Raw genomic sequence first — 24,618 nt, 5'->3', positions numbered from 1 at the left:
TCATCCCCCCTGTCCCGGTGCCATGACGAAGTCGTACGGCGCCAGCGGGCCGAGCAGGCGCAGATCGATCCGGCCCGCCCATCGCTCCCCGAACTCGTCCAGGATCTTCTCGAACTCCGCCTGCCGGTCGGTGTCCACGAGGACGGCCACGTGCACGGCGTCCTGCTCGTGGGTCGGCTCACGCACGACGACGCCGGCGCACTTGGGAGCGAGGGCGTCGACCAGCGCGGCCGTGTCCGCGTCGCGCTTGGCCGCGACCGCCTCGCCGATCATCTGCCCGAGCTGGATCCGCGCGTCCCAGGTCGCCTCCTCCGGCCGGCCGCGGATCTCCTCGCGAAGCCGGGTGGCCTCGGGGTCCTCCGCGAGAACCTCGCCGATCACCACCCGCTCGACGTACCGGCCCTTGACGACGTACTCCGCCCGTCCCTCCAGCTCTTTCAGGGCGGCGAGGAAGTCGTCGTGGTTGGGGCCCAGCAGTTCCTCGACGACCGCCTCGGAGTCGGACACCACAGCCCCGAAGCGGAACGGGAGCACGGGCACCTCGGCCGCGGTGGCGTCCAGCAGCCGCTGATGGGCCAGCAGGTCGTCCGGCCGGCCGAGCGGGCGGTCCAGGACGATGTCGCTCACCAGCGCGGCGATCTCGCCGTGCCGTACCAGGCTTATCCGCCCGGGTGGATCGCCCACGCCGCGGGCCTCGGGATCCAGCTCGACGTCCGCCGGCACGACACCGTAGACGTAGGAATTGCTGTCCTGGTCACGCCGGGCGGTCTCCCCGGCCTCGGCGGTCCTGGTTTTTCCGGTGGAGCCGGGCATCTCACTCCTCCTCTCGCCGCCGCCGTCTGCGGGGCGCCGGCTCTTCCTCTTCCTCGGGCTCGCCGATGATGTCGCGCAGTTTCTCTCCGGCCGTTTCCAGCGCCCCCTGGGCGATCCCCTTGGTCTTCGACTTGCTCACGCCCTGTGTCGTGTCCTGCAGGACTTCCGGCAGGCCCTTTCCGCCGGTCTGCGTGAGATCCAGCCGGTTCGTGGCCTCCGCGAAGCGGAGGTAGGTGTCGACGCTGGCCACGACGATGCGCGCGTCGATCGTCAGGATCTCGATGCCGACGACGGAGACTCTGACGAAGGCGTCGATGACGAGGCCCTTGTCGAGAATCGTGTCGATGACGTCGGCCAATCCCGACGAGGACCCACGACCGCTCGCCCCGCCACCCGAAGGCTGCACCATGGTCATCCGCTGTCTCCTCGGCTCTGTGCCCGCTTTCCGGCAGTCGGGTCATGCGCCTCGGGCGGCGGCCCGGCGGCGGGCGGGGCGTGGAGGCGGCCTGTCGTCCGCCTCCGCCTCCGCCTCACGGCGCCGGCGACGCACCGGACGTCTTCTCTGCTCCGGCTCCTCGGGCTCCTCTTCCTCGGGCTCGGGCTCCGGCTCTTCCTCCTCCTCGGGCTCTTCCTCTGTCTCCCCGCGCTCCTCCTCGGGCTCCTCCTCGGGCTCTCCCTCTTCGGGTTCTCCCTCCTCGGGTTCCCCTTCGAGTTCCTCCGCCGTCTCCTCTTCCCGTCCGGGCTCCTCGGGTTCCTCCTCGGGCCCCTTCTCGCGCTCCTCCTGCTCCTGCTCCTCGCGGAGTGCGGTCTCGTGGTCCTTGACGACCTTGCTGTCGCGTATCTCGCCGCGCCAGCCCTCGATCTCGTCGGGATGGAGCAGCGCCTGCATCATGACGTGCCGCCGGAAGTGCTTGAACTCCAGGCGGGCCCGCCGGCCCTGGGCGCGCCAGATGTTGCCGGTGCGCTCGAACAGGCCTTGCGGGTGGTATTCCAGCACCAGCAGGACCCGCGTCATGTCAGGGGAGAGCTCATGGAAGGTCACGGCGCCGTCGACGTAGCCCTTGGCTCCCTTCGAGCGCCAGATGATCCGCTGGTCCGGCACCTGCTCGACGATCGTCGACTCCCAGGTCCGGTGGGACCAGAAGACCTGCGCCTTCCACGTCGTCTTCTCGTCGGACTGCTGGTCGACCCCTTCGACCTTCTTCATGAAGCTGGGGAAATCCTGGAACTGGGTCCACTGGTCGTAGACGAGTCTCCGGGGGGCGCCCATGTCGAGCGTCTCGACGATGTTTATGAGCTTGAGCTTCTTCCCCTTGCCGCCCTTGCCGCCTCCGGTGATCTTCTGCATCAGGCCGCCGGCCGCCATCTTGGCCGCTCCCTTGAGCCCGGCGGCCACGGGATGCTTCGATCCGATCACCGACCCTATGAGGCCCAACGCGCCCGATCCGCCCGATCCGCCTGATCCGCCGCCCTGCGCGTAGTCGGTCAGCCGGCTGGTCAGGCCGCCGATCTTCTCGGTCGCCGACGACAGGATCCGCTCACCGAGCGCCTCGGCGAGGTTGCGCAGTTCCCGGGTGAGCTGGTCGATGGGGAGCAGCTGCTCGCTCTCGCGTGCCGGCTGGTCCTTGGAGCCTTCGGCCATCGAGCTCACCCCCGCGCCCGGCGGACGGGCCGGCTGCGCGCGGGCGTCGTCTCACGCTGCACGCCGCCACGGCGCCTGGCCCCCCTGGGCCTCGGCTCCTCTTCCTCCTCTTCCTCCTCGGGCTCCTGCTCCTCGCGGGCCTTGGCGGCCGGCCGGCGGCGGGACGCCGAGGGGCGGCGCCGGGGAGCGGGTTCCGGCTCCTCCTCCGGTTCCTCTTCGAGTTCTTCCTCTTCCTCGGGCTCCTCCTCAAGATCCTCTTCGTACTCCTCTTCCTCTTCCTCGGGCTCCTGCTCCTCGCGGGCCTTGGCGGCCTTCCGGCCCCGGCGCTTGGGAGCGGGCTCCGGCTCCTCTTCCTCGGCCTCCTCGGCGCCTCCGGGCTTGCCGGGGGTCCGGAGCATGTCCGCGCGCTCGTGGAGCTTGGAGGTCAGCGCGTCGACCTGCTTGGTCGCCGCGGCCTTGGCCGCGGCCTTGCCGACCTCGAACAGCTCCCCCCGGACGCTGTCGACGATCTTCTCCAGTTCCGGGACGGTCCCGAGCTTCTTCAGCACCTGCTGCACCAGGTCGCTCCCGCTCGCGCCCAGCCGGCCGGTCGCACCGGCCGCCGCCAGCGCGACCGCCATGCGTAGCCTGCGATTCCGGCCAAGAAGATAGCCCGCGCCCACGGCCAGGGCTATCTGCGCTCCGCATTTCACGATCACCACTCCCCAATCGATCACTCCGCCTTGGGTTCCGTCCATCCGCGAGGCTTCGATCGGCCGGTCGGACGGGAGGGAGGACGTCGTCAAGGACTGACGCCTGTCGCTGTGAAGGTGTCGGAAGCATCGCGCTTCCGAATCGGCCTTTTCCTACCCTAGAGCGTGATAAAGAAACTCATATGGGTAAAAAACGGGCATAGCTCGCCCGGAGGGAAAGACTTCCGGGCGAGCTATGCCGGCGGCGCTCCACGGCCGATACTTCGCTGTGAATGCGTCAAGAATCAGGAAGTGGTCCTGAACGTTAAGAAACGACATCCTTCCGCCGGAACCTGCGGAAGGCGAACGCGATCAGGATCACCGAGTAGGTGACCGAGACGGCCACACCCTTGATCATGCCGCTGTAGTCGGGCTGCGGGGCGAGGGCGTCCAGCCAGGCCGTGTTCCAGAACGTCGGCAGGAACTCCCGGAGCGAGCCGAGCGCCTCCACCGCCTGCAGGATGCTGCTCACGATCACCAGGCCGACCGCCCCGCCGACCGCGCCGAGCGGGGAGTCGGTGCTGACCGAGAGCAGGAAGGCCAGCGCGGCGACCACGAACTGGCTGATCAGGGCATAGATGATCACGACGCCGAAGCGGGGCAGCACCTCCAGCGCGGCGATGGTCTCGCCGGTGCCCGGCACGCGGACGTCGTTCCAGCCGAAGGCGAGGGTCCCGGCCAGCAGCGCCATCAGCGGCAGGCAGATCACCGCCGCCGCCGAGTAGCCCATCGCGACGATCAGTTTCTGCCGCAGCAGCCGGTCGCGGGGGATCGGGGCGGCCAGCAGGTAGCGCAGCGAGGACCAGTTCGCCTCGCTGGCCACGGTGTCGCCGCAGAACAGCGCCACGGCGACGACCAGCAGGAAGCTCGCCGACACCGAGAGCGCGAACGCGGCGAAGTTCAGGCCGCCCTCGGTCGCCAGGTCGGAGATGCGCAGCGTGTTGCCCGGCTGGCTGGAGCGGGCGCCGACCTTGAAGGCGATCACCAGGATCCACGGCAGCGCGAGCAGCAGGCCGAACATGACCAGCGTGCGGCCGCGCTTGAACTGGCGGACCACCTCCACCATCAGCGGCAGCGTCCGCCCGGCCAGGTAGCCGGGCGTCGAGCCGTCCCCCGGGGAGCCGGTGCTCGCCGGGGAACCGGCGAGAGCCGTACCGGGGCCGTGGGCGCCGTTCATGCCTTTTCTCCGATCAGGTCCAGGAACACGTCCTCCAGGCGGGTGCCCGAGCCGTTGGAGGCGGTACGGCCGCTCAGCAGCTCGCTGACCGGGCCGGCCGTGACGAGGCGGCCGCGGTGCATGACCACCACGTGGCTGCAGGTCTGCTCCACCTCGGCGAGCAGGTGGCTGGAGACGATGACGGTACGGCCCCGCGCGGCGTAGGCGATCAGGACCTTGCGCATCTCCCTGATCTGGGGCGGGTCGAGACCGTTGGCGGGCTCGTCGAGGACCAGCAGGTCGGGCAGGCCGAGCATGGCCTGGGCGATGGCCAGGCGCTGGCGCATGCCCTGGGAGTAGGTCCGCACGGCGCGCTCCAGCGCGCCGCCGAGCCCGGCGATCTCCAGGGCCTCGGCGAAGTGGGCGTCCTCGGCGGGACGGCCCGTCGCCTTCCAGTAGAGCTCAAGGTTGGCCCGGCCGCTCAGGTGCGGCAGGAAGCCGGGGCCCTCGACGAAGGAGCCCAGCCGGGACAGGACGGGGGCGCCGGGGACGATCCGGTGTCCGAAGATCCGGATCTCGCCGGCGTCGGGGTGGATCAGGCCCATCAGCATCCGCATGGTGGTGGTCTTGCCCGCGCCGTTGGGGCCGAGCAGTCCGAGCACCTGGCCGTGCTCGACGGTGAAGGACAGGTCGTTCACGGCCAGCTCGCCGTTGCTGTAGGCCTTGGTCAGGCCGTTGATCCGCAGGGGGACGGCCTCCAGGTCCGGGTCGTGTTCGTCCCGGCGGCGCCGGCGCCCGGACAGCACCAGGGCGACCGCGACCACCACGGAGGCCAGCGGCAGCGCCCAGGTCCACCAGGCGGGACCGGTGGAGGGGGTCCGCAGGGAGGTGTCGGTCGGGACGGTCACGGCCGGTGCGGCCAGGCCGACGGTGTAGACGGCGGGGGCGGCCGGCGTGCTGTAGCCGAGGTCGGTGGTGGTGAACGTGACGCGCAGCCGGTGCCCCGCGTCGAAGCGGTGGTCGATGGCGGGCAGGCTGACCGTGGCCTCCCCGGCGCCGCCCTCGGGCAGGGTGATCCGGACCGGGGCGGCGAGCCCCTCGGGCAGGATGGGGGCCTGGGTGTCGCCGGCCACGTCGTAGAGCTTGGCGAACAGCGTCACCTCACCCGGGCCGGCCTTCCCGTCTCCGGCGCCGGAGGCGGCCCCGGGCTCGGAGCGCACCCGCACCTTCACGGTGGAGCTGCCGGTCACCTGGAGCGGGGCGGTGAGGGGGGCGGAGTCGAAGTCGGCGCTCTGCCCGGCCATGTCGACCGACACGTTCAGGTTGCCGGCGCCGGCGGTGAGACCGCCGAAGCCGGGGACGGCGGAGATCGAGGCGGGGGAGCCGCCCGGCGGATTGGCCACCGGCTGCTCGGGCCCGATGAGCGGCACCGAGGTCTGGCCGGTGCCGGACAGGCCGGGGTAGCCGCCCGAGGTGGCGTGCAGCTGGACCGGCCGGCGGGTGCCCGGGTCGCGGCCGCCGTCGCGGGTGACGGTGAACGCGCTGTTCACGCTCTCTCCGCCGGTGGCCTTCTTCAGATGGCGGTCGAACCAGCCGAGGGTCTGCCCGTGGAGCCAGTCGACCTCGCCGTTGCCGCCGTCGTGGCCGCCGTCGAACCAGGCGACGCCGACCGGGGCGCCCGTCGCGGCGATCGCCCTGGCGTTGGCGTCCGCCTGGGCCAGGGGGAACAGCGAGTCACGCTGCCCCTGGAGCAGCAGCGTCGGAATCCTGATCTTCCCCGGCACCGAGACCGGGCTGGACCTGCGCAGGGTCTCGACCGCGCTCGGGGTCGGCCGGCCGGTCTCGGCCACCTGCTGGTACATGTCACAGATCTCCGGCAGGAACCGGCCGCACCGGACCTCCTGCGCGTTCAGCGGCGCAGCGGGCTGGGCGGGCCGGGCGGAACCGCCCAGCGCGGCGGCCACCCCGGCCTCCGGCGCCGGGCCGCCCCGGCTGAAGAACAGCCCCGCCCACATCCGCTTGAACACGCCGCTCTGCGGCCCCTGGCCGGTGGCGTTGGGGAAGAGCGCGTCGGCCAGGTCGTGCCAGGTGACCTGGGGGACGATCGCGTCGATCCTGCTGTCGTGCGCGGCGGCCATCAGAGCGATGGCGCCGCCGTACGAGCCGCCCGCGATGCCCAGCCGGGGGTCGCCGGCCGCGTCGAGCTGGACCTCGGGCCGCCTGGCCATCCAGTCCACGAGCTGGCGGACGTCCTTGACCTCGTAGTCGGGGGAGTTGAGCGCGATCTGCCCGGTGGACCGACCGAAGCCCCGTGCCGACCAGGTCAGCACGGCGTAGCCCTCCTGCGCCAGCCGTACCGCCGCGTCCCGGACGCTCTGCTTGCTGCCGCCGAAGCCGTGCGCCAGCAGTACGGCCGGAGCCCTGCCGCCTCCGGCGGGCGGGAAGAAACTCGCGTCGAGCGTGACCTTCTGATCGTCCTGCGGCCCGTCGAGCACCGCGATCTTCTGGTCCTGGGCCCGCACGGACGGTGCGGACGGCCACAGCAACCAGGTCGCGACACCGACGACCAGCACGATGACCACCGCGACCCAGGTGGCCGGTCCCCTCGCAAGCTTCATGCCGAGAGCCTACTGAGAGGAGCTGAGAGCGGACTGAGACGGCTCAGCCGGCCGCCGGAGGTCAGGCGCCCGCGGCGGCGAGGGGGAGCCGGTAGTGCACCTCGGAGACCGGGAAGGGCAGGCCCTCCACGTCCTTGACCCGGCCGGAGGGGGTGAATCCGAACCGCTCGTAGAACGCGCGGGCACGGGCGTTGCCCTCCAGGACCCAGAGCCCCGCCTCGATGTGCCCCATCTCCCGCAGCCGGGCCACGGACCGTTCCATCAGGGCCAGTCCCAGCCCGGTCGACCAGTGCGCGCTGAGCACGTAGATCGCGTAGATCTCCCCGCCGGTGAGCCCCTCGTCGCGCGCGGGCCCGAACAGGCCGAAACCGGCGACCTCGCCGGCCGCCTCACCGATCACGAGGCGGCCGGCGCCACAGGAGAGCCTTCCCCTCCAGACCTCCACCGCCCGGGGCTCCACCCGCAGGTCGTCGAGGTAGTCCTGGGGAAGGAGCCCCCGGTAGGCCGTCTTCCACGTCTCGGTCCTGACACGCAGGACGTCCGCGGCGTCGTCTGGGCGGCCATCTCGTACAAAAGCTCCCATAGCAGGTAATTATCTCGACATGAAGGTCCGCCCATGCCAATGCCTGGACGATGCCTAAGGGATGTCCCCGATTGCGCACCAAGGTAAAGGCCAGGCATCATTTCGACGCGTGAAGCCAGTCGAGAGCCTGAAACGAAGAGCCACTCCAGTCGTCGAGTGGGCCCTGCCCTACTGGAACCGGGGGAAGGCCGGCCGGGAGACGCCGGAGGATCTGTTCCGGCTGCTCTACCTCGGATGGCTGGTGGCGTTCTCCTTCAAGGTGCTCGGCGCCTCCTGGGACGTCTCCTGGCACTTCAAGTGGCTCCGTGACGATCTGGCGCCGCCGCACCTGCTCAACAGCGTCGGCACGGCCATCGCCCTCGTACTCACGATCATCCATCTCTACACCGGCTACGGCGTGGACCGGACCGCGCAGCGCCTCATCGGCTGGGGCACCGGGATCTTCCTTGTCGCGGTGCCGCTGGACCTGATCAACCACCGCGTCAACGGGCTCGACATCACCTCGTGGAGCCCGTCGCACATGATGCTCTACATCGGCACGTTCCTCATGGTCTGCGGGGTGATCCGGGGCTGGTTCATGGGGGCGCCCCCCGGGCGGATGCGGACGCTGGTGCTCGGCGGGCTCTTCGTGTTCCTGTTCGAGAACGTCTGGTTCCCGGCGCAGCACCAGGAGTACGGCGTGTTCGGCATCGCCGCCTGGGACCGGGGGCAGCCGGAGGCCGAGCCCATCCTGCTGCAGTTCGCCGCCGACCAGATGGGCCGTTCGGTGGACCGGCAGATGGTGGTCAACTTCTCGCTGCCGGTGCCCGACCAGGTGTATCCGATCTACGCCGCGGTGGCCGCCATGATCGTCCTGGTCTTCGCCCGCGCGATGATCGGCCGGATGTTCTCGGCCACCGCCGTGATCGGCGTCTACCTCGCCTTCCGCACCCTGATCTGGCCGCTCCTGGCGCTCGCGGACTTCCCGCGCTCGGCGGTGCCGATCTTCCTGATCGCCGGCGCGCTCGCCGTCGACCTGGCGTTCCTGATCCGGATCCCGGCGGTCAGGGCGCTGGTCGGCTCGCTCGGGGCGACCATACTCGTCGACCAGGCGCTCCGCCTCCAGAGCGTGGCCTACTACACCCCGCCGCTGGTGACGCCCATGACCATGCTGGTCGGCGGCCTCATGCTCGCCGCGCTGTGGCTGGGTGCCGAGTGGGCCTCCACCCGGCACGGCCTCCGGGCTCAGGACATGGACGCCGTGGTCAGAGCCACCGCGATGCCGTAGGCCAGGCCCATCACGGTGATCTCCGCCGCCGCCCACGCCGCGACCGCCGTCCCCTGCCGCTCAGCGATGCGCGGCAGCAGGCGGAAGCGGATGTGGGCCGCCAACGGGACGAGCAGCGCCACGCAGACGGTCTTGGCCACCACGAGCAGCCCGTAGTCGCTGGTGAACACCGCGCCCGGCAGCTCCACCCCCTGGGTGAGGGCCATCGTGGCCAGGCCGTTCACCAGGCCGGAGACGCTGACCAGGACCAGCGCCAGAGTCGCCAGCCTGGAGAACTTCGGCAGGACCCGGGCCAGCAGCTCACGGTCCGCGGCGACCAGCGTGATGATCGTGAGCAGCCCGCCCGTCCAGGCGGCCGAACCCATCACGTGCAGCTCCATCGAGATCATGATGGGGTCGTGCCAGACCGAGTCGACCGCGTGGCCGGTGACCGGGATCGGCAGCAGGCCGAAGAAGGCGATCACGATCCGCAGCTCGGCCGGGACCTTCTCGCCGAACCGCACGGCCAGCAGCCCGATCCCGGCGTAGGCGAGCGCGCAGGCGGCGCTGAAGAGCATCCCCTGGCCCGCGCCCACGCTGTCGACGTAGTCGGCGATCATCCCCGGGGTCGGGAGCGCCCCCGGGTTCAGCTCGGCGGTCTGGAACACGATGACGACCAGCGCCAGCACCGCCCACGCCCACGCGAACGTCACCGCCAGCGGCCGTGCCCGGCGCATCACCGGCTCGGTCCGCTCCGGATCGTCGAATCCGAGCATCTTGGGCAGCAGGCTCAGCCCGACCACGGCCACCGCGGCCAGGTCCAGCAGCACCCGCAGCACCGGCAGGCCGTACTCCACCAGCGGGCCGGGCAGCGCGATCCCCGGCACCGCCTCCTCGGCGGTGAGCGCCGTGACGACCAGCACGGAGAGCACGGCACCCGAGACGAGGCCGCCGACCACCAGCCTCCTGACCGTGCCCGACTCGGGGGCACGCTCGACGGTCGCGGTCATCCGGTGGACCCCTGCTCCCTGGTACGGCGCAGCGCCACGACGGTGGCACCGCCCAGCAGGACGAGGGCGGCGGCGATCCACAGCACCGCCATCCCGGCCCCGCCGTTCTGCGCCGCCTCGGCAGCCTGGGCGCTCAGGTCGGGAGCCTGGGGCGCGGCGGCCGAGGGGGCCGGGACCGGCTGGGACGCGGTGCCCGGACCGGCGGCGGTCAGGGTGAAGGTGACCTTGCCGGACACCGGATGGCCGTCGGAGGACAGGATGCGGTATCCCACGACGTACTGCCCGGCCGGTCCCAGGGGCCTGACCCCGATGCCGACCTTCTGGCTGTCGACGGCCGTCTTGCCGTCCTCCCAGCGGCTCCCGTCGGGACCGGTCACGCTGATCTGCGCGAAGCCCTGCCGCACCGGCTGGTCGAAGGTGAGTGTGATCTTCGCGGGCCCGGTGGCGAGCTGGGCGCCGTCCTTGGGGTCGCTGCCGATCAGCACGTTGTGGGCCTGCGCGGGGGTGACCACGCCGAGCAGCGCGGCACACGCGAACAGCAGGACCGTGAGTAGCCGCCTCACTGATCGTGGCCTTCCGTTGGGTTTTTCATGACCCGGCCATGCTCCCACCACTGCCTCGCGCCCGGGGAATCGAGTGAGTCCGTACCCGCGCGTGCGCCGGTCCGCCGTGGTCGCCGGCGGTCCCCCGGTCCCGGTCCCGCGGTCCGGGGCGCCTCCGGGGCCGCGGCGCGCGAACGCGCCGGCGCCCGGCCGCGTCGGTGGGACGCGGCCGGGCGCCGGGGGGTTCGGCGGGATCAGGGGACGGGGCTCAGCTCAGGCGCAGCCAGAGGGCCGGGACGTTCGAGGGCTCCCAGCCCGCGGAGGCGGTGTGGGGCTGGCGGCACTCGTAGTCGGCGCCGGAGTGGGAGACCCGGGTGCCGGTGGTGTAGGCCGTGCCCGCCTTCCAGGCCGGATAGGCGCCGGTGGGGGTGACCGTCGGCGTCGGCGTGACGGTCGGGGTCGGGGTCGGGGTGGGCGTCGGCGTGGCGGTCGGTGTGACGGTCGGGGTCGCGGTGGGCGTCGGGGTCACGGTGGGGGAGGGGGTGGCGCAGGCCCCGAGGTCCTTCCAGACGTCGTTGGTGCCGGGCTCGTTGTTCTGGGTCCACCATTTGGCCTCCCACTGCCTGCCCTTGTAGGAGACCTTGTTGCCGCCGGTGTAGACCTGGGTGGCCGACCAGGCGGGGGCGGAGCAGTCGCCGCCCGGGCCGCCGGTCGGGCCGGTCGTCGGGGTCGGGTTGACGATCACGCCGCCCCGGGCGTGGTCGGCCGTCAGACCGTAGGTCCTGCCGCCGAAGCTCACGGTGAAGTTGGCCGGCGCCGGGGCGGGCAGGTAGTAGACGTAGTCCATGTTCAGCGAGGCGCCGGGGGCCAGCGGCTCGTTGGCCCGCAGCTTGAAGGAGATCCGGTTGAAGTCGCCCTTCAGGCCGCCGATGTTGTTGCCCGCGCCGTGCTCGCTGCTGATCACGGTGACGCCGAAGCCGGACTGGTCCTTGGCGTTCTTCGGGGCCGAGCTGGCGTAGTCCCACTGGAACTCCGCGCCGCCGGGGATCGTCGTCGCCGACCTGTTCGTGATCTTCAGCTTGCCGGTGATCGGATAGTTGCTGTCACCGACCGGGAAGCCGCCGATCTCCACGCCCACGTCGAGCTTCTCGTTCGGCACGGCCACCTTGGCGCGGGTCGCGCCGTACGGCGTGGCGGTCTTGAGCGCGTCGTACATCTGGTTGGTGAGGGTGTTGCCCATGAACCACTCGCCCTTGGGCGCGTCCCATCCGTAGTCGCCGGCGAGCTCCCAGATCATCAGGCCGCCGATGCCCCGGTCCTTGACGTAGTCGGTCTTGACGCCGATGGACTGGTCGTCCTCGGTGGACAGGAAGACCTTCTTGGTGGAGTTCCACAGCCACGGCGCGACGAGGGTGGAATCGTAGTTGCGGGTGTAGGTGCCGGTCAGCCTGTCCTCGGGGTCGGCCGGGTCCAGGCCGTAGGCGGGGCCGTAGGAGCCGACGCGGCCGTCCTGGAGGTTCTTGGCGTGCCACAGCGGGTTGCCGCCGCCGCTGACCTCGGTGTTGTTCTCCTCGTCGTGCCAGAGGTTGTCGATGCCGCGAGCGCCGTCACCGCAGGAGGTCAGCCCGGTGGGGCAGCCGCCGGTGCTCTTGGACGTGCCCCACAGGCCGTTGACGCCGCCGGTGACGTTGCGCCAGCCGCGGGTGTAGTACGGCACGCCGATGTTGATCCGGCCGGCCTGCATCGCGCCGCGGAAGTAGTGGTAGGCCCAGTCGGTGTTCAGGTAGCCGAGCCCGCCGTACGCCTCGGTGTTGTAGACGTTCCACTTGGCGAGCTCGGCGTCCTTGCCGTCGTCGTAGAGCGCGGCGTTGGGGCCGACGAACTCGTTCCACGCGCCGTGCAGGTCGTAGGACATGATGTTGACGTAGTCCAGGTACTGGGTGACCTGGAAGGTCTCCATGCCGCGCAGCAGGTAGCCGGACGACGGGGCGGCGATGGTCAGCATGTAGTACTTGCCGTCGGCGACCGAGGCGGCGTTGAGCTTGTCGCGCATGGTCTTCATCAGGACCGCGTAGTTCTTCATCAGCGACGCGCGGCGGGCGTTGGCGACCTGCCAGTCCAGCGGGTGGCCCGCGTCCTTCATCGAGGTCGGGTACTCGTAGTCGAGGTCGACGCCGTTGAAGCCGTACTTCCTGACGAACTCCACCGAGGAGTCGGCGAAGGCGTTGATCCCGGCCGTGTTGGCGGAGCCGTCGGCGTTGGTGGTCATCGTGTAGAAGCCGCCGGAGGGCTTGCGCGCGCCGGAGGCGTCGAAGTAGCCGCCGGTCTCGGCCCAGCCGCCGACGCTGATCAGCGTCTTGGCGTCGGGGTTGGCCTTCTTGTACTTGTTCAGCAGGTTGAAGTGGCCCTTGTACGGCAGGGCGGGGTCGAGCGTGTCGATCCCCGGCCATTCCATGCCGGTGGCCGCGTTGTCCGGGCCGTCGGTGCCGACCGAGATCCTGTTGTCCGGGCCGACGTGCGCGAACGCGTAGTTGATGTGGGTGATCTTGCCCCACGGGATGTCCTTGGCCAGGTAGGACGGCTGGCCGTTCTTGCCGGTCCGCCACCCGGTGAAGTAGCCGATGATGCGGCGCGGGTGGCCGGCGCCCATCTTCTCCCGGCCGGCCTCGTCGTAGACCTGGCAGAAGGGCACGCTGAGGCCCGGGGTGGTGTAGAGGCCGTCCGGGCGGCAGGACTCGTCGTCGGCCGCGGCGGCGGCCGTGCCGGCGAGCGCGCCTGCGATCAGGGCGAGTGACGCGCCGGCCGCCGCGAGGCCGGCGCGTAGACGTGAGGACATGGGAGAGCTACCTCCGAGCAGGGGAACATAGCCGTGATCCCGCCCCCCACGGGTCATTGAACGGGAAACTATGCGCTCCCATCAGGCCCGTCAATGCTTTCTTTTAAGAAAGTTTCCTGATAATTAATGGGTGTGGAGCAATGGCGGAGGAGAATGCGGCGACGTGGCGGAGAGGGGGAAAGGGAATGCGCTCACCGCTCCGAGGTGCCGTCCCCGGGGCTCTCCAGCGCGCTCCTGAGTGCGCCGAGGAACTCGGCCGACTCGCGGCCGTTGACGAAACGGTGGTCGTAGGCGAGGCCCAGCATGATCACCTTCCGGACGGTGAAGCCGCCGTCGCGGGTCTCCACGACCTCCGGACGCGGCGCGGTGAGCGACAGCGCGCAGACCTGGCCGGGGAAGACGACGGGGGCGGCCATGACCACGGCGGCGTCGGTGTGCAGGGTGACCATGATGTTGCCGCCCCGGAGGTCCTGCTCCCTGAAGGCCCCGTTCAGCGCTGTCCGGCGGAACCTCGTCAGCTCGCGGGCGATCTCGCCGAGCGGGCGCCCTCCCGCGTCCCGCACCACCGGGACGAACATCCCCCTGCCGACGTCGACGGTCACGCCGACCTCGGCCGTCGCGGCCCGGCGGGCCCGGCGGCCGTCGACGGGCGTGGCGAAGAACAGCGGGAAGCGGTCGAGCAGCCGGCCGGCCGCCTCCACCAGCAGTTCGGGAACGCCGACGAGGACGCGCAGCCGCTTGGTCTCCCGGCGGGCGAACAGCAGGGCGTCCGTCACGTCGACCCGCATGACGGTGAACGCGGCGGGGATGTCGCGGTGCGACCGCTCGACCACCTCGGCGACCCGGCGCTGGGTCCGCGACAGCTCGATCAGGCCGGGGTCGTCGGCGTCCACCGGGGCGGAGGGCGGTCCGGCGTCCATCGGGACGGCGGGCGGTCCGGAGTCCTGCGGGGCCGTCCGGGAGGCACCGAGGAGCTCCAGGTCGGCCCGTCTGATCACCTTCCTGCCGAGGGTCCGCACCTGCTCCATGGAGATGCCGCGCTCGTCCATCATCAGCCGGGCGGGGGCGGTGACGACGATCGCCTCCGGATCCCCGTGGCCGGCGGGCACCGGCTGGGGCGGCGGTCCGGCGGCCGCCCCGGCCTCCTCGCCCTCGGCCAGCAGCCGGGCGATCACCTGGCCCGGCGCGCACTCGGCGCCCGCCTCCAGCAGGCACAGCAGCGTTCCGTCCTCCTCGGCGGTGAGCTCCTCGGCTGCCTTGGAGGTCTCCAGCACCGCCAGCGGCTCCCCGGCCCGTACGGCCTGGCCGTCCCCGGCCGCCCACTCCACCAGCAGGTAGACGGTGTCGTTGTTGTTGAGCTTGGGCACCCGGATCTCGATCAAGACAGGGCCTCCACGATCGTGTGCCGGATCCGGCCGGGCTGGACGAGCACCTCGCGCTCCAGGTGGGGCGCTGCCGGGATGACGCTGTCGGCCGCGCTGATCAGGCCGATGGGACGGCGCAGGGTGGACCAGAGCCGGGGGTAGAGCAGCCGCGCCACCTCCGCCCCCCAGGTCCCGCCCTCCGTGCCGTCCTCGACGACGCACACGTGCCGGGCGCGCTCCAGGCCGGGCAGGCCGGGCAGCGGGTGAAGCCGGGCGGGCACCAGCAGCTCGCAGGCCAGGTCCTCCTCCAGGAGCAGCTCGCGCATGGCCGAGAGCGCCCGGTGGGCCATGCCGCCGTGGGCGATCAGCGTGCAGTCGGGCTCCGTCACGCCGTCGAGGAAGACCCGGGCGACGTCGCCGTCGAGCTCGTAGCGGAACAGGTCGTCCACGACCCCGTCCTCGTACATCCGCCGGGTGTAGAGGACCTTGTCCTCGAAGAACAGGCAGGGCTGCCCGAGCGCGAACATCCGGGCGAACAGCTCGCCCGCGTCGTGGAAGGGGGTCATCTCGAACAGCGCGAGGCCGGGGACGCCGATGAAGTGCTTCTGCGGGCTCTGGCTGTGGGTGGGGCCGTAGCCCCGGTTGCCCCCCGAGGGGCAGCGGACGACCAGCGGGATCGGCACGGGCCTGCCGTACATGGAGGTGGACTTGGCGGCGAAGTTCACGAGCTGGTCGAAGGCGAGCGCGGCGAAGTCGGCGAACATGATCTCGACGACGGCCCTGTCGCCGGCCAGGGCGAGGCCGGCCCCGACCCCGGCGAGCGCGCCCTCGCTCAGCGGGGTGGACCGCACGCGGTCGCCGAACCTGGTGGACAGACCCCTGGTGACCTTGAAGGCCCCGCCGTACGGGTCGGAGACGTCCTCGCCGAGCAGGTGCACGCGCGGGTCGGCCTCCATCAGGTCGTGCAGGGCCTGGTTGAGGTGTTCCGAGACGCGTGTCACCGCCGCTCCCACACCGACGGCGGCCGGGCCGCGACCTCGGCGGCGATCCGCTCGACCAGCTCGCGCCGCTCCCGGTCGAGGCGGTCGAAGCGATCGGGGAACATCCGCGCGTAGCGGGCGTACCAGTCGTGGTCGCGCGCCCGCGCGATCTCCTCGGGGGGCCTGGTGTCGTCGCCCTTGCTGTGCGGGCCGAGCCGGTGGGTGACGAACTCGGCGACCAGCGGCCGGCTGTCCCCGCGGACCACCGTGAGGAGGGGGGCCAGCTCGGCGCGGATCTCGTCCACCTCGGTGGAGGTCATGCGGTGGTGCAGGACGTCGAACGCGGCGGCGCGGGCCGCGATGTCGCCGGACATCTGCGCGGCGGTCGGGGTCGACTGGGCGATCCCGTTGTTCTCGACGACGACCAGCAGCGGCACCCGCCAGAGCTGGGCCATGTTGAGCGCCTCGTAGACCGAGCCCTCGCCCCAGGTGCCGTCGCCGACGTAGGCGCAGGCGAGAGCGCCGCTCCCCTTCAGCTTGAGCGCCACGCCGACCGCGACCGGGAGGCTCTCGCCCTGGACCCCGGTGGACAGGAAGCGCCGGTGGTAGATGTGCTGGCTGCCGCCCACCCCCGCGCAGAGCGCGCCCTCGCGGCCCATGATCTCCGCGAGGAGGCCGTGCGGCTCGGCGTGCCGGGCGAGGAAGTGGCCGTGGCCGCGATGGTTGCTGAAGACGTGGTCGTCCTCCTGGAGCAGCGGTTTCAGCGCCACCGGGATGTACTCCTGCCCCAGGCAGGTGTGGGTCGTCCCGCTGAGCTCGCCCGCCTCGAAGAGCCTGAGCAGGGCGAGCTCGAAATGCCGGATGAGGAGGAGGAGTTCCAGGTCCTCGTCCGCCGGTGGGGACGGTGCGTTCCGCAGGCCCGCGGGCGTGGGGACGGTGACGATCACGTGTGCGCTCCTGGCGTCGGCGACCGGGGGGACACGCTCGGCCGCAGGATATCGATACGACATGGGAGCGCTCCCACCGGAGAGTAGAAGTCGCCGGGATCACTGTCAATCATGAAATCGGTAACCGCGCTCCACGGAAAGCCGGGAAATGCGCTTCTATCTGCGGTGATTTGCTAACCGTCGGAATGTTTCGGTTGAGCGGGGCCGAAAACAACTCCGAAACCTTGACGAATTTGGCGCGTGATCTCTAGCCTCCTCCGTGGGAGCGTTCCCATATAGCCGTGCTCATCGGTACGGCAGAAGTGACGCTCGGGCGGGCGCCGCCGTCCCGCCGGAGCGCCCGCGCATCTCGGCGCTGGGAGGAATCCCGCGCCGCGCTCGTCCTCACGTCACCGGATCGGGCCCGCCCTCGGGCGGCCCGCTTCGGCCGGTCGTCATGGAGCCGCCCATGAGGGCGATCCCGTTCACCACCGCCAGGGAACGCATGCCGGTTCCCTCCCGCCAGCACGGAGGCGTCGTGACGCACACCAGCCTGTCACCGGCCAAACAGGCGCTGCTCGCCCAGCGGCTGGGCGGCCGCGTCGTCGCCGCGGCCATCCCGCCGCGCCCGCCCGGCACCGCGCCGCCGCTCTCTCCCGCACAGGAGCGGCTGTGGTTCCTGGAGCAGTACGCCCCGGGAACGGCCGCCTACACCGTGGCGTTCGCGGTCAGGCTGGAGGGCGAGGTCGAGCAGGAGGCGCTCACCACAGCCCTCACCGAGGTGACCGCGCGGCACGAGAGCCTGCGCACGCGGCTGCTCACCACCGAGGACGGCGGCCCTCGGCTCGTCGTCGACCCGGCGCCCGTGGCGGAGCTGCGGGTGACGGACGACCTCGCGGTGGTCGACCAGGAGATGGCCCGCCCCTTCGACCTCGCCCGGGGCCCGTTGATCCGGCTCCTGCTGGTCCGGCTCGGCCCGCTGGAGCACGTGCTGCTGCTCACCATGCACCACGCCGTCACCGACGGCTGGTCCTGCGACATCGTCATGGAGGAGCTGCTCACCCTGCACGCCGCCCACCGCGCCGGGCGGCAGCCGCTGCTCCCGCCGGTGGGGGTGGCCTACGGCGACTACGCCCACTGGCAGCGCGACCGCGCCTACGACCGCGAGATCGGCTACTGGCGCCGGCACCTGGACGGGCTGCCGCCGCTGGAGCTCCCCGCCGACCTGCCGCGTCCCGCCGAGCAGAAGTGGGAGGGCGCCGCACGGGGGCTGGCGCTGGATCCCGGGCTCGGCGAGGAGATCACCGCACTCGGGACGGCCCACGGCGCCACGCCGTACATGACGCTGCTGGCGGCCTTCCAGGTGCTGCTCGGACGCTACTGCGGGCAGGACGACTTCGCGGTCGGATCGCCGGTCTCCGGGCGCGACCTGCCCGAGCTGGAGCGCGTGGTCGGCGTCTTCGTCAACTCGCTGCCCATGCGCGCCGACCTGTCGGGCGATCCCACGTTCACCGAGCTCCTCGCCCGGGTCCGCGAGACGGCGCTGGACGCCTACGCCCACCAGGAACTCCCCTTCGACCGGCTCGTCAACGAGCTCGCCGTGGAGCGCGACGTCAGCCGGTCGCCGGTGTTCCAGGTCATGTTCGCGCTGCAGAACTACCGCTCCACGCCGCTGCGCACCCCGGGCCTGACCATGTCCGCCTTCCCCGTCGAGACCTCCGCCAGCCGCTTCGACCTCGCCCTCTACCTGTTCGAGACCCCCGAGGGGCTGCGCGGCAACCTCACCTACAGCACCGCGCTGTTCCGCCCGGACACGATCGAGCGGATGGCGGCGTGCTTCGAGAACCTGCTGCGGTCGATCGTCGCCGACCCCGGCGCGCGGATCTCCGAGCTGGAGCTCCTCCCGGACGGCGAGCGCCGCCGGGTGCTGGCCCTCGGCGAGTCCGCCCCGGCCGAGCCCTCCGGAAGCGGCCTGCTGCACGAGGCCGTCTCCGCGCAGGCCCGGCGCACGCCCGACGCCGTCGCGGTCGTCGCCGGCGGCACCTCGCTCACCTACGCCGAGCTGGAACGGCGGGCCAACCAGCTCGGCCACCTGCTGCGACGGCGGGGCGTGGGCCCGGACGACCGGGTCGCGATCTGCCTGGAGCAGTCGGCCGAGCTGGCCGTCGCGGTGCTCGGCGTGCTCAAGGCCGGCGCGGCCTACCTCCCTCTGGACCCCGACCACCCCGCCGACCGGCTCGCCTACGTGCTGTCCGACGCCGGGGCCCGCGCGGTCGTCACCGCTCCCGAGCTCCGGGACCGCCTGCCGGGCGACCTGCCCGCCGTCTTCACGGAGCACCTCGACGAGGCGGACCCGGGGCCGGTGGACAGCGGGGTCACCCCCGGCCACCTGGCCTACGTCATCTACACCTCCGGGACCACCGGCCGGCCCAAGGGCGTGGCCGTCCAGCACCGGCAGGTGACGGTCTACCTCGACGGCGCGCGGGAACGGCTGGGGGTGGAGCCGGCCGGGGCGTTCGGGCTGCTGCAGTCACTCGCCTTCGACTTCGGCGTGACCGTCTTCTACCTGTGCCTGACGACCGGCGGCGCGCTCCACCTCATCCCGTCCCGTACGGCGGGGCCCGAGCTGGCCGCCTACTTCCGCGGGCACGGCATCGACTACCTCAAGATCACGCCGTCTCACCTGGCGGCGCTGCTCGCCGACGCGACCCCGGCCGAGCTGCTCCCCCGCAAGCTGCTGATCCTCGGCGGCGAGGCCGCGCCGTGGGGCTGGGCCGCCGAGCTGGCGGCGGCCGGGCGGTGCCGGGTCGTCAACCACTACGGTCCCACCGAGGCCACGGTCGGCGTGACCACCTACGCCGTCGGGCCGGGCACCGGCGCCCCGGAGGCCGGGGGCCTGTCCCGTCCCGCTCCGGGAGCCGGTCCTGCTCCGGGAGCCGGTCCTGCTCTGGGAGCCGGTCCTGCTCTGGGAGCCGGTCCCGCGCCCGGGAGCGCCGCCGGTCCCGCCCCCATGGCGGGGGCGGCCCTGCCGATCCCGGTGGCGGGGGCGGCGCTGCCGATCGGATCACCCCTGCCGGGGGCCCGCGTCCACGTGCTCGACGCGAACCTGCGGCCGGTGCCGATCGGCGTCCCCGGGGAGATCCACCTCGGCGGCGACCGCCTCGCCCGCGGCTACCTGGGCCGGCCGGGACTCACCGCGGACCGCTTCCTGCCCGACCCCCGGGGCGGCCCCGGTGCCCGGATGTACCGGACCGGTGACCTCGGCCGCTGGCTGCCCACCGGAGAGCTGGAGTTCCTCGGCCGCTGCGACCTCCAGGTGAAGATCCGCGGCTACCGGGTGGAGCCGGCCGAGGTGGAGTCGGTGCTCGGGGACTTCCCCGGGGTGGCGCACGCGGTGGTGGAGCTGCGGGGCGGACGGCTGGTCGCCTACCTGGTCGCGACGGTCAGGGCGGAGGCCGCAGAGGTGCGGTCGTGGCTGGCCGACCGGCTCCCCGACTACATGATCCCGGCCCGCTACGTGTGGCTGGACGAGCTGCCGCTGAAGTCCCACGGGAAGGTCGACCGGTCGAGGCTGCCGGAGCCCGGGGCCGACGTCCCGGCCGCCGGGTACGTGCCGCCGGAGACCGCGCCGGAGCGGGCGGTCGCCGCGATCTGGGCGGACGTCCTCGAAGTGGAACGGGTCGGCGCGCTCGACGACTTCTTCGACCTGGGCGGTCACTCCCTGCTCGCCATGAGGGTGATCGCCCGGCTGCGCAAGGAGGTCCCCGGGCGGACGCTCACCGTGCTGGAGCTGTTCAAGCACCGCACGGTCAGGGACCTGGCCCGCCTGCTGGAGGCCGAAGACGCCGGCCCGCGCGACCTGCTGCACCGGCTCACCCCGGTCCGCGCCGCGACCTCCACCATGGTGTGCGTGCCGTTCGGCGGGGGCAGCGCGGTCGTCTACCAGCCGCTGGCCGACGCCCTCCCCGCCGGCTGGGCGCTCTACTCGGTCGCGGTGCCCGGCCACGAGCTGGGGGAGCGGGCCCGGCCCTTCGACGAGGTGGCGCGCGACTGCGCCGAGGAGATCCTCGCCGGGATCGAGGGCCCGCTGGTGCTCTACGGGCACTGCGGCCTCGGCGTCATGCTGGTCGCCGAGATCGCCCGGCGCCTGGAGGCGGCCGGTCGCGTCATCGACGCCATCTACCTGGGAGGCGTGTTCCCGTTCGCGCGACCGGGCCGTGGCCTGGGTTGGCTCGGAACCCTGATGGACCGGATGACCAGCGACCAGGGCCGGATCAACGCGCTCGCCGCGGCCGGCCTCGACGTCGAGGAGTTCGAGCGCGACCAGCTCAAGCTCATCATCGAGAACCGCCGCCACGGCACCCGTACGGCGGAGCGCTACTTCACCCGGCTGTTCGAGGGCGAGGGCGACCCGCTCCGGGCGCCCGTCATCGCGGTGGTGGGGGAGCGGGATCCGGCGACCGAGTTCTACCAGGAGCGCTACCGCGAATGGCGGCGGCTCTCGGAGACGGTCGCCTGCGTGGTGCTCGACGAGGCAGGGCACTTCTTCGTGAAATACCGGGCGGAGGAGCTGGCCGCCATCCTCACCGGGACCCACCGGGCCGTCGCCTCGGGGGAGACGGCGCCGCTGGAGCGCACCGAGGAGTCCACGTGGTGGCTCCATGGCCTCTCCGGCCAGGCCACCCGCCCGCCCGGCGCCGGGGAGGGCGGATCCGCGGCCTCCGGCGCCGGTGAGCGGGGCGCGCCACAGGCCAGCATGCGGCGGTTCCTGCTGATCTCGGTGGGACAGCTCGTGTCGATCACCGGGTCGGCGCTGACCGAGTTCGCCATCCCCATCTGGATCTACCTGAACACCGGATCGCTGGCCAGGTTCGCGCTGTTCGCGGTGCTGGGACTGGTCCCCGGCATGCTGGTGGCGCCCCTCGCCGGGGCGATCGTGGACCGCTACGACCGGCGCAGGGTCATGCTCTGCGGGGACGTCGCCGCCGGGGGCACCCAGCTCGCGCTGGGCGTCCTGCTGTGGACCGGCAACCTGGAGATCTGGCACATCTACCCGCTGCTGGCCTGCCTGTCGGTCGCGCTCACCTTCCAGCGGTTCGCCTACGGCTCGGCGATCCCGCAGATCGTCCCCAAGCGCTTCCTCGGCCACGCCAACGGCGTCGTGCAGATGGCCACCGGCACCGCCCAGCTCGTCGTCCCGCTGATCGCGACCGGGCTGATGGCCACGATCGGGCTCGGCGGCATCCTCGTCATCGACGTGGCCAGCTACGCCGTCGCCACGATCGTCCTGCTGTTCGTCCGGTTCCCCGCCGGCATGCCCTGGCGCCGCCGCGAGGGCGTCGTGACCGAGATGATGAACGGCATCCGCCACTCGTGGGGCAACCCCGGATTCCGGGGCATGCTCGTGTTCTTCGCGGTGCTCAACGTCTTCCTGTCGCCGCTCTTCCTGATGATCTCCCCGCTGGTGCTGTCGTTCGCGACGCTCGACGACGTCGGCAGGATCGCGTTCGCGGGCGGTCTCGGGGTCTTCCTCGGCGGGCTGCTGATGACCGCCTGGGGCGGCCCCCGGCGGCGCCGCCTGTACGGGGTGCTCCTGGCCACGCTCGCCCTCGCGGTGTTCTGCGTGGTCACCGGCTTCCGGCAGAACCTGCCGCTGATCGCGGCCGGCGCGTTCGGCATGTCGTTCTGCCTCACCCTGCTCAACGGCGTATACGCCACGATCATCCAGGTCAAGGTGCCGCAGCGCTTCCACGGCCGGGTCATCGCGCTCAACACCCTGGTCGCCTGGTCCACCCTGCCCATCGGCTTCGGCCTGGTCGCGCCGTACGGCAGCGCGGTTTTCGAGCCGCTGCTCGCGCCGGACGGCCCGCTCGCGAGCACCGTCGGCGCGCTGATCGGCACCGGTGAGGGACGCGGCATCGGATTCATGTACGCCTGCTTCGGCCTGGCCATCGCCGCCATCGCGCTCGTCGCCATGCGCGTGCGGGTGCTGGCGTGGTTCGACACCGACGTCCCCGACGCGCTCCCCGACGACCTGGTCGGCTTCGAGGCTCTGCGGAGCCGTACCCGCAAGAAGGAAGAAGAGGAGGCCCAGAGATGAGTTTTCTGGTGGTGCTCAACGACGAGGAGCAGTACTCCGTCTGGCCCGGCGGCCGGGAGCTGCCCGCCGGATGGCGGGCCGAGGGCTTCCAGGGGCCCAGGGAGGACTGCCTGGCCCACATCGACCAGGTGTGGACGGACATGCGCCCGCTCAGTGTGCGGCAGGCACGGGCGTGACCGCCCGGCAGGCGGCGGGCGCCGACGCGACCGCCCGGTACGTGCCGGGCGCCGACGTGATCCCGGAGGCGGCTCGGCGGGCGGAGGACGCCGTCGTGATCCCGGAGGCGGCCGGCCGGCGGGCGGAGGACGCCGGGGGGACCTCCGCACTCGCCGCCAGGATCGCCGGAATGATCTCCACCGCCTGCGACGGCAGGCTCACCTCCGAGGAGATCCTCGCCTCCGGCACCTCCCTGTCCGCGCTCGGCGTCACCTCGCTCGCCCTGCTGCGGCTGATCGACGCCGTCGAGGACGAGTTCGACGTCACCCTCGACCTGGGCGGCGGCGCGCCCTATCTCGACAGCTTCCCGCTGCTGGTCGGCTACGTGGCCGCGAGGACGTCATGACCCCGGCGGTCGTGCCGGTCCCGCGGACCGTGCCCGAGATGCTCCGGCTGCGCGCCGCGCAGGAGCCGGAGCGGGCCGCCGTGATCGTCGAGGGCAACGGGGCGATGACCTTCGGCGAGTGGGAGCGGCGCTCCGACGCCCTCGCGCACGGCCTGCTCGACCGCGGGGTACGGCCCGGCGACCGCGTCGGACTGATCTTCGGGAGCTGGGACTGGATCGACTTCTCCGTCGCCTACTGCGCGGCGCAGAAGGCCGGGGCGGTCGCCGTACCGCTGTCGGACCGCCTCGCCCCCGCCGAGGTCCGGCACATGCTCGCGCACTGCTCGGCCTCCGCGGTCCTGTACGGGCGCGACCTCCGGCCGCCCGCGGGCGACCACTGGAGCGCCGCCCCGGCCGACCTGGAGGGCGACGCGGCCGGAGCGGTGGACGTGCGGGTCGGGCCCGGGGACCTGGCCCAGATCCTCTACACCTCCGGCACCACCGGGCTGCCCAAGGGGGTGGCCGCCAGCCACGCCAACCTGGTCTTCGGCTGCGAGACCCGGCCGAACCGCCGGAGGTTCGGGCACTCGCGCCATCTGCTGCACGCCTTCCCCATCGGCACCAACGCCGGGCAGACGATGCTGATGAACGCGCTCGACGCCCGTCCGGCCATGCTGACCCTCGGCCGGTTCACCCCGGGCCGGTTCGCCCGCCTGATCGAGTCGTACGGGGCCGGCACCGTGTTCGTGGTCCCGGCCATGGCGATCGAGTTCCTCAACGCCGGACTGCACGAGCGCCACGACATGTCGAGCGTCCTGCTGCTGGGCTCGGCGGCCTCGGCCCTTCCCCCCTCGGTGTCGGTACGGCTGGCCGCGGCCTTCCCCAGCGCGACGATCACCAACTACTACACCTCGACCGAGGCCGCTCCCGCCCAGACCATCATGATCTTCGATCCGGCCCGGCCCGGGGCACTGGGCAGGCCCGCCTTCGGCGGCTCCCTGCGCATCGCCGGCCCCGGAGGCGACCCGCTGCCCGCGGGCGAGACCGGCGAGGTCTGGCTGCGCTCGCCCGCCGTCCCCCGGTCCTACTACCGGGACGAGCGGGCCGGGGCCGAGGCGTTCCGCGACGGATGGGTGCGGATGGGAGACCTCGGCCACCTCGACGCCGACGGCTACCTCCACCTCGTCGACCGCGAGAGCGACGTGGTCAAGTCGGGCGCGTTCAAGGTCTCGACGCTTCAGGTGGAGGCCGCCCTGTACGAGCATGCGGACGTCGCGGAGGCCGCGGTCGTCGGCCTCCCCCACCCGGTGCTGGGCACCACGCTCGCCGCCGCCGTCGTTCCCCGGTCCGCCGGGATCTCCGGCGGCGATCTACGAGCCTTCCTGACGGAACGGCTGGCCGGGCACGAGCTCCCCGAACGGGTGCTCGTCGTCGACGCCCTGCCCAGAAACCAGTCAGGAAAGGTCACCAAAAGGGAGTTGCGGCGGCTGTTCGACGCCGCCGCGACGGGTCAGACGGAAGGCACGTGAG

18 protein-coding genes are annotated in these 24,618 nt (G+C 72.0%); 5 read left to right on the top strand and 13 right to left on the bottom strand.

All coding sequences use genetic code 11. The annotated features are described in order from the left end of the window. The 7 genes from SROS_RS33095 to SROS_RS33065 form a co-directional block, all read right to left on the bottom strand. Positions 1-813 carry a GvpL/GvpF family gas vesicle protein gene (locus SROS_RS33095; RefSeq protein WP_012893293.1) on the bottom strand — a complete coding sequence of 271 codons (813 nt, stop codon included), beginning with the start codon at positions 811-813 and terminating at the stop codon, positions 1-3. Position 814: 1 nt separating this feature from the next. Further along, the gene (gvpJ, locus tag SROS_RS33090) at positions 815-1,228 is read right to left on the bottom strand and encodes a gas vesicle protein GvpJ (protein ID WP_012893292.1); all 414 of its coding nucleotides are present in this window, start codon (positions 1,226-1,228) and stop codon (positions 815-817) included. Positions 1,229-1,270: 42 nt separating this feature from the next. After that, positions 1,271-2,455 carry an SRPBCC family protein gene (locus SROS_RS33085; protein ID WP_012893291.1) on the bottom strand — a complete coding sequence of 395 codons (1,185 nt, stop codon included), beginning with the start codon at positions 2,453-2,455 and terminating at the stop codon, positions 1,271-1,273. Between the two features lie 5 nt (positions 2,456-2,460). After that, positions 2,461-3,147, bottom strand: coding sequence for a hypothetical protein (locus tag SROS_RS51340; RefSeq protein ID WP_043657328.1), 687 nt, complete (start codon positions 3,145-3,147; stop codon positions 2,461-2,463). A 304-nt stretch (positions 3,148-3,451) separates the two neighbouring features. Further along, the gene (locus SROS_RS33075) at positions 3,452-4,363 is read right to left on the bottom strand and encodes an ABC transporter permease (protein ID WP_012893289.1); all 912 of its coding nucleotides are present in this window, start codon (positions 4,361-4,363) and stop codon (positions 3,452-3,454) included. Continuing rightward, positions 4,360-6,960 (bottom strand): CocE/NonD family hydrolase, encoded by a 2,601-nt coding sequence (locus SROS_RS54045; protein ID WP_012893288.1) that lies wholly within the window; start codon positions 6,958-6,960, stop codon positions 4,360-4,362. Before SROS_RS54045 ends, SROS_RS33075 begins: the two co-directional genes overlap by 4 nt. Before the next feature lie 61 nt (positions 6,961-7,021). After that, positions 7,022-7,543, bottom strand: a complete 522-nt coding sequence (locus SROS_RS33065) for a GNAT family N-acetyltransferase (protein WP_012893287.1) — start codon at positions 7,541-7,543, stop codon at positions 7,022-7,024. Between the two features lie 109 nt (positions 7,544-7,652). Here SROS_RS33065 and SROS_RS33060 point away from each other — a divergent pair, with 109 nt between their 5' ends. Continuing rightward, a complete protein-coding gene (locus SROS_RS33060; RefSeq protein ID WP_012893286.1) occupies positions 7,653-8,810 on the top strand; it encodes a hypothetical protein in 1,158 nt (385 codons plus the stop codon). Here SROS_RS33060 and SROS_RS33055 read toward each other — a convergent pair. The 6 genes from SROS_RS33055 to SROS_RS33030 all read right to left on the bottom strand — a co-directional run bounded on the left by SROS_RS33055 (position 8,768) and on the right by SROS_RS33030 (position 16,531). Continuing rightward, positions 8,768-9,799, bottom strand: a complete 1,032-nt coding sequence (locus SROS_RS33055; RefSeq protein ID WP_012893285.1) for a copper resistance D family protein — start codon at positions 9,797-9,799, stop codon at positions 8,768-8,770. The two genes, SROS_RS33060 and SROS_RS33055, sit on opposite strands and share 43 nt — an antisense overlap. Further along, complete coding sequence (locus tag SROS_RS33050) at positions 9,796-10,362, bottom strand: copper resistance CopC family protein (protein WP_012893284.1); 567 nt, start codon at positions 10,360-10,362, stop codon at positions 9,796-9,798. The genes SROS_RS33055 and SROS_RS33050 overlap by 4 nt, the downstream gene beginning before the upstream one ends. 247 nt (positions 10,363-10,609) lie before the next feature. After that, positions 10,610-13,177, bottom strand: coding sequence for a chitinase C-terminal domain-containing protein (locus tag SROS_RS33045; RefSeq protein WP_012893283.1), 2,568 nt, complete (start codon positions 13,175-13,177; stop codon positions 10,610-10,612). Between the two features lie 191 nt (positions 13,178-13,368). After that, a complete protein-coding gene (locus SROS_RS33040) occupies positions 13,369-14,559 on the bottom strand; it encodes a 2-oxo acid dehydrogenase subunit E2 (protein ID WP_012893282.1) in 1,191 nt (396 codons plus the stop codon). Beyond that, on the bottom strand, positions 14,556-15,542 hold the full coding sequence (locus tag SROS_RS33035) for an alpha-ketoacid dehydrogenase subunit beta (protein ID WP_012893281.1): 987 nt from the start codon (positions 15,540-15,542) through the stop codon (positions 14,556-14,558). Before SROS_RS33035 ends, SROS_RS33040 begins: the two co-directional genes overlap by 4 nt. Next, entirely contained in the window at positions 15,539-16,531 is a 993-nt protein-coding gene (locus tag SROS_RS33030) for a thiamine pyrophosphate-dependent dehydrogenase E1 component subunit alpha (RefSeq protein ID WP_012893280.1), read from the bottom strand. Before SROS_RS33030 ends, SROS_RS33035 begins: the two co-directional genes overlap by 4 nt. A gap of 385 nt (positions 16,532-16,916) precedes the next feature. Between SROS_RS33030 and SROS_RS48050 the strand changes: the two genes are divergently transcribed. From SROS_RS48050 to SROS_RS33010, 4 genes are read left to right on the top strand one after another with little or no spacing between them, the layout of a single operon-like run. Next, the gene (locus SROS_RS48050; RefSeq protein WP_012893279.1) at positions 16,917-22,547 is read left to right on the top strand and encodes a non-ribosomal peptide synthetase/MFS transporter; all 5,631 of its coding nucleotides are present in this window, start codon (positions 16,917-16,919) and stop codon (positions 22,545-22,547) included. After that, on the top strand, positions 22,544-22,723 hold the full coding sequence (locus SROS_RS33020) for an MbtH family protein (protein ID WP_012893278.1): 180 nt from the start codon (positions 22,544-22,546) through the stop codon (positions 22,721-22,723). The genes SROS_RS48050 and SROS_RS33020 overlap by 4 nt, the downstream gene beginning before the upstream one ends. Continuing rightward, positions 22,720-23,109: an acyl carrier protein gene (locus tag SROS_RS53400; RefSeq protein ID WP_012893277.1), complete on the top strand. Its 390-nt coding sequence runs from the start codon at positions 22,720-22,722 to the stop codon at positions 23,107-23,109. The genes SROS_RS33020 and SROS_RS53400 overlap by 4 nt, the downstream gene beginning before the upstream one ends. Continuing rightward, positions 23,106-24,617 carry a class I adenylate-forming enzyme family protein gene (locus SROS_RS33010; protein WP_012893276.1) on the top strand — a complete coding sequence of 504 codons (1,512 nt, stop codon included), beginning with the start codon at positions 23,106-23,108 and terminating at the stop codon, positions 24,615-24,617. Before SROS_RS53400 ends, SROS_RS33010 begins: the two co-directional genes overlap by 4 nt. Position 24,618: the final 1 nt, after the last annotated feature.

It is taken from the genome of Streptosporangium roseum DSM 43021, from assembly GCF_000024865.1.
Lineage (GTDB): Bacteria > Actinomycetota > Actinomycetes > Streptosporangiales > Streptosporangiaceae > Streptosporangium > Streptosporangium roseum.
Note: the sequence above shows the minus strand (reverse complement) of the source record. Positions and strands in the feature narration are given on the sequence as shown.

What these genes read in the sequence shown, in the direction of transcription:
- SROS_RS33095 (WP_012893293.1), bottom strand. Translation starts at nt 813, where the DNA reads ATGCCCGGCTCCACCGGAAAAACCAGGACCGCCGAGGCCGGGGAGACC.
- gvpJ (WP_012893292.1), bottom strand. Translation starts at nt 1,228, where the DNA reads ATGACCATGGTGCAGCCTTCGGGTGGCGGGGCGAGCGGTCGTGGGTCC.
- SROS_RS33085 (WP_012893291.1), bottom strand. Translation starts at nt 2,455, where the DNA reads ATGGCCGAAGGCTCCAAGGACCAGCCGGCACGCGAGAGCGAGCAGCTG.
- SROS_RS33075 (WP_012893289.1), bottom strand. Translation starts at nt 4,363, where the DNA reads ATGAACGGCGCCCACGGCCCCGGTACGGCTCTCGCCGGTTCCCCGGCG.
- SROS_RS54045 (WP_012893288.1), bottom strand. Translation starts at nt 6,960, where the DNA reads ATGAAGCTTGCGAGGGGACCGGCCACCTGGGTCGCGGTGGTCATCGTG.
- SROS_RS33065 (WP_012893287.1), bottom strand. Translation starts at nt 7,543, where the DNA reads ATGGGAGCTTTTGTACGAGATGGCCGCCCAGACGACGCCGCGGACGTC.
- SROS_RS33055 (WP_012893285.1), bottom strand. Translation starts at nt 9,799, where the DNA reads ATGACCGCGACCGTCGAGCGTGCCCCCGAGTCGGGCACGGTCAGGAGG.
- SROS_RS33045 (WP_012893283.1), bottom strand. Translation starts at nt 13,177, where the DNA reads ATGTCCTCACGTCTACGCGCCGGCCTCGCGGCGGCCGGCGCGTCACTC.
- SROS_RS33030 (WP_012893280.1), bottom strand. Translation starts at nt 16,531, where the DNA reads ATGTCGTATCGATATCCTGCGGCCGAGCGTGTCCCCCCGGTCGCCGAC.
- SROS_RS48050 (WP_012893279.1), top strand. Translation starts at nt 16,917, where the DNA reads ATGAGGGCGATCCCGTTCACCACCGCCAGGGAACGCATGCCGGTTCCC.
- SROS_RS33020 (WP_012893278.1), top strand. Translation starts at nt 22,544, where the DNA reads ATGAGTTTTCTGGTGGTGCTCAACGACGAGGAGCAGTACTCCGTCTGG.
- SROS_RS33010 (WP_012893276.1), top strand. Translation starts at nt 23,106, where the DNA reads ATGACCCCGGCGGTCGTGCCGGTCCCGCGGACCGTGCCCGAGATGCTC.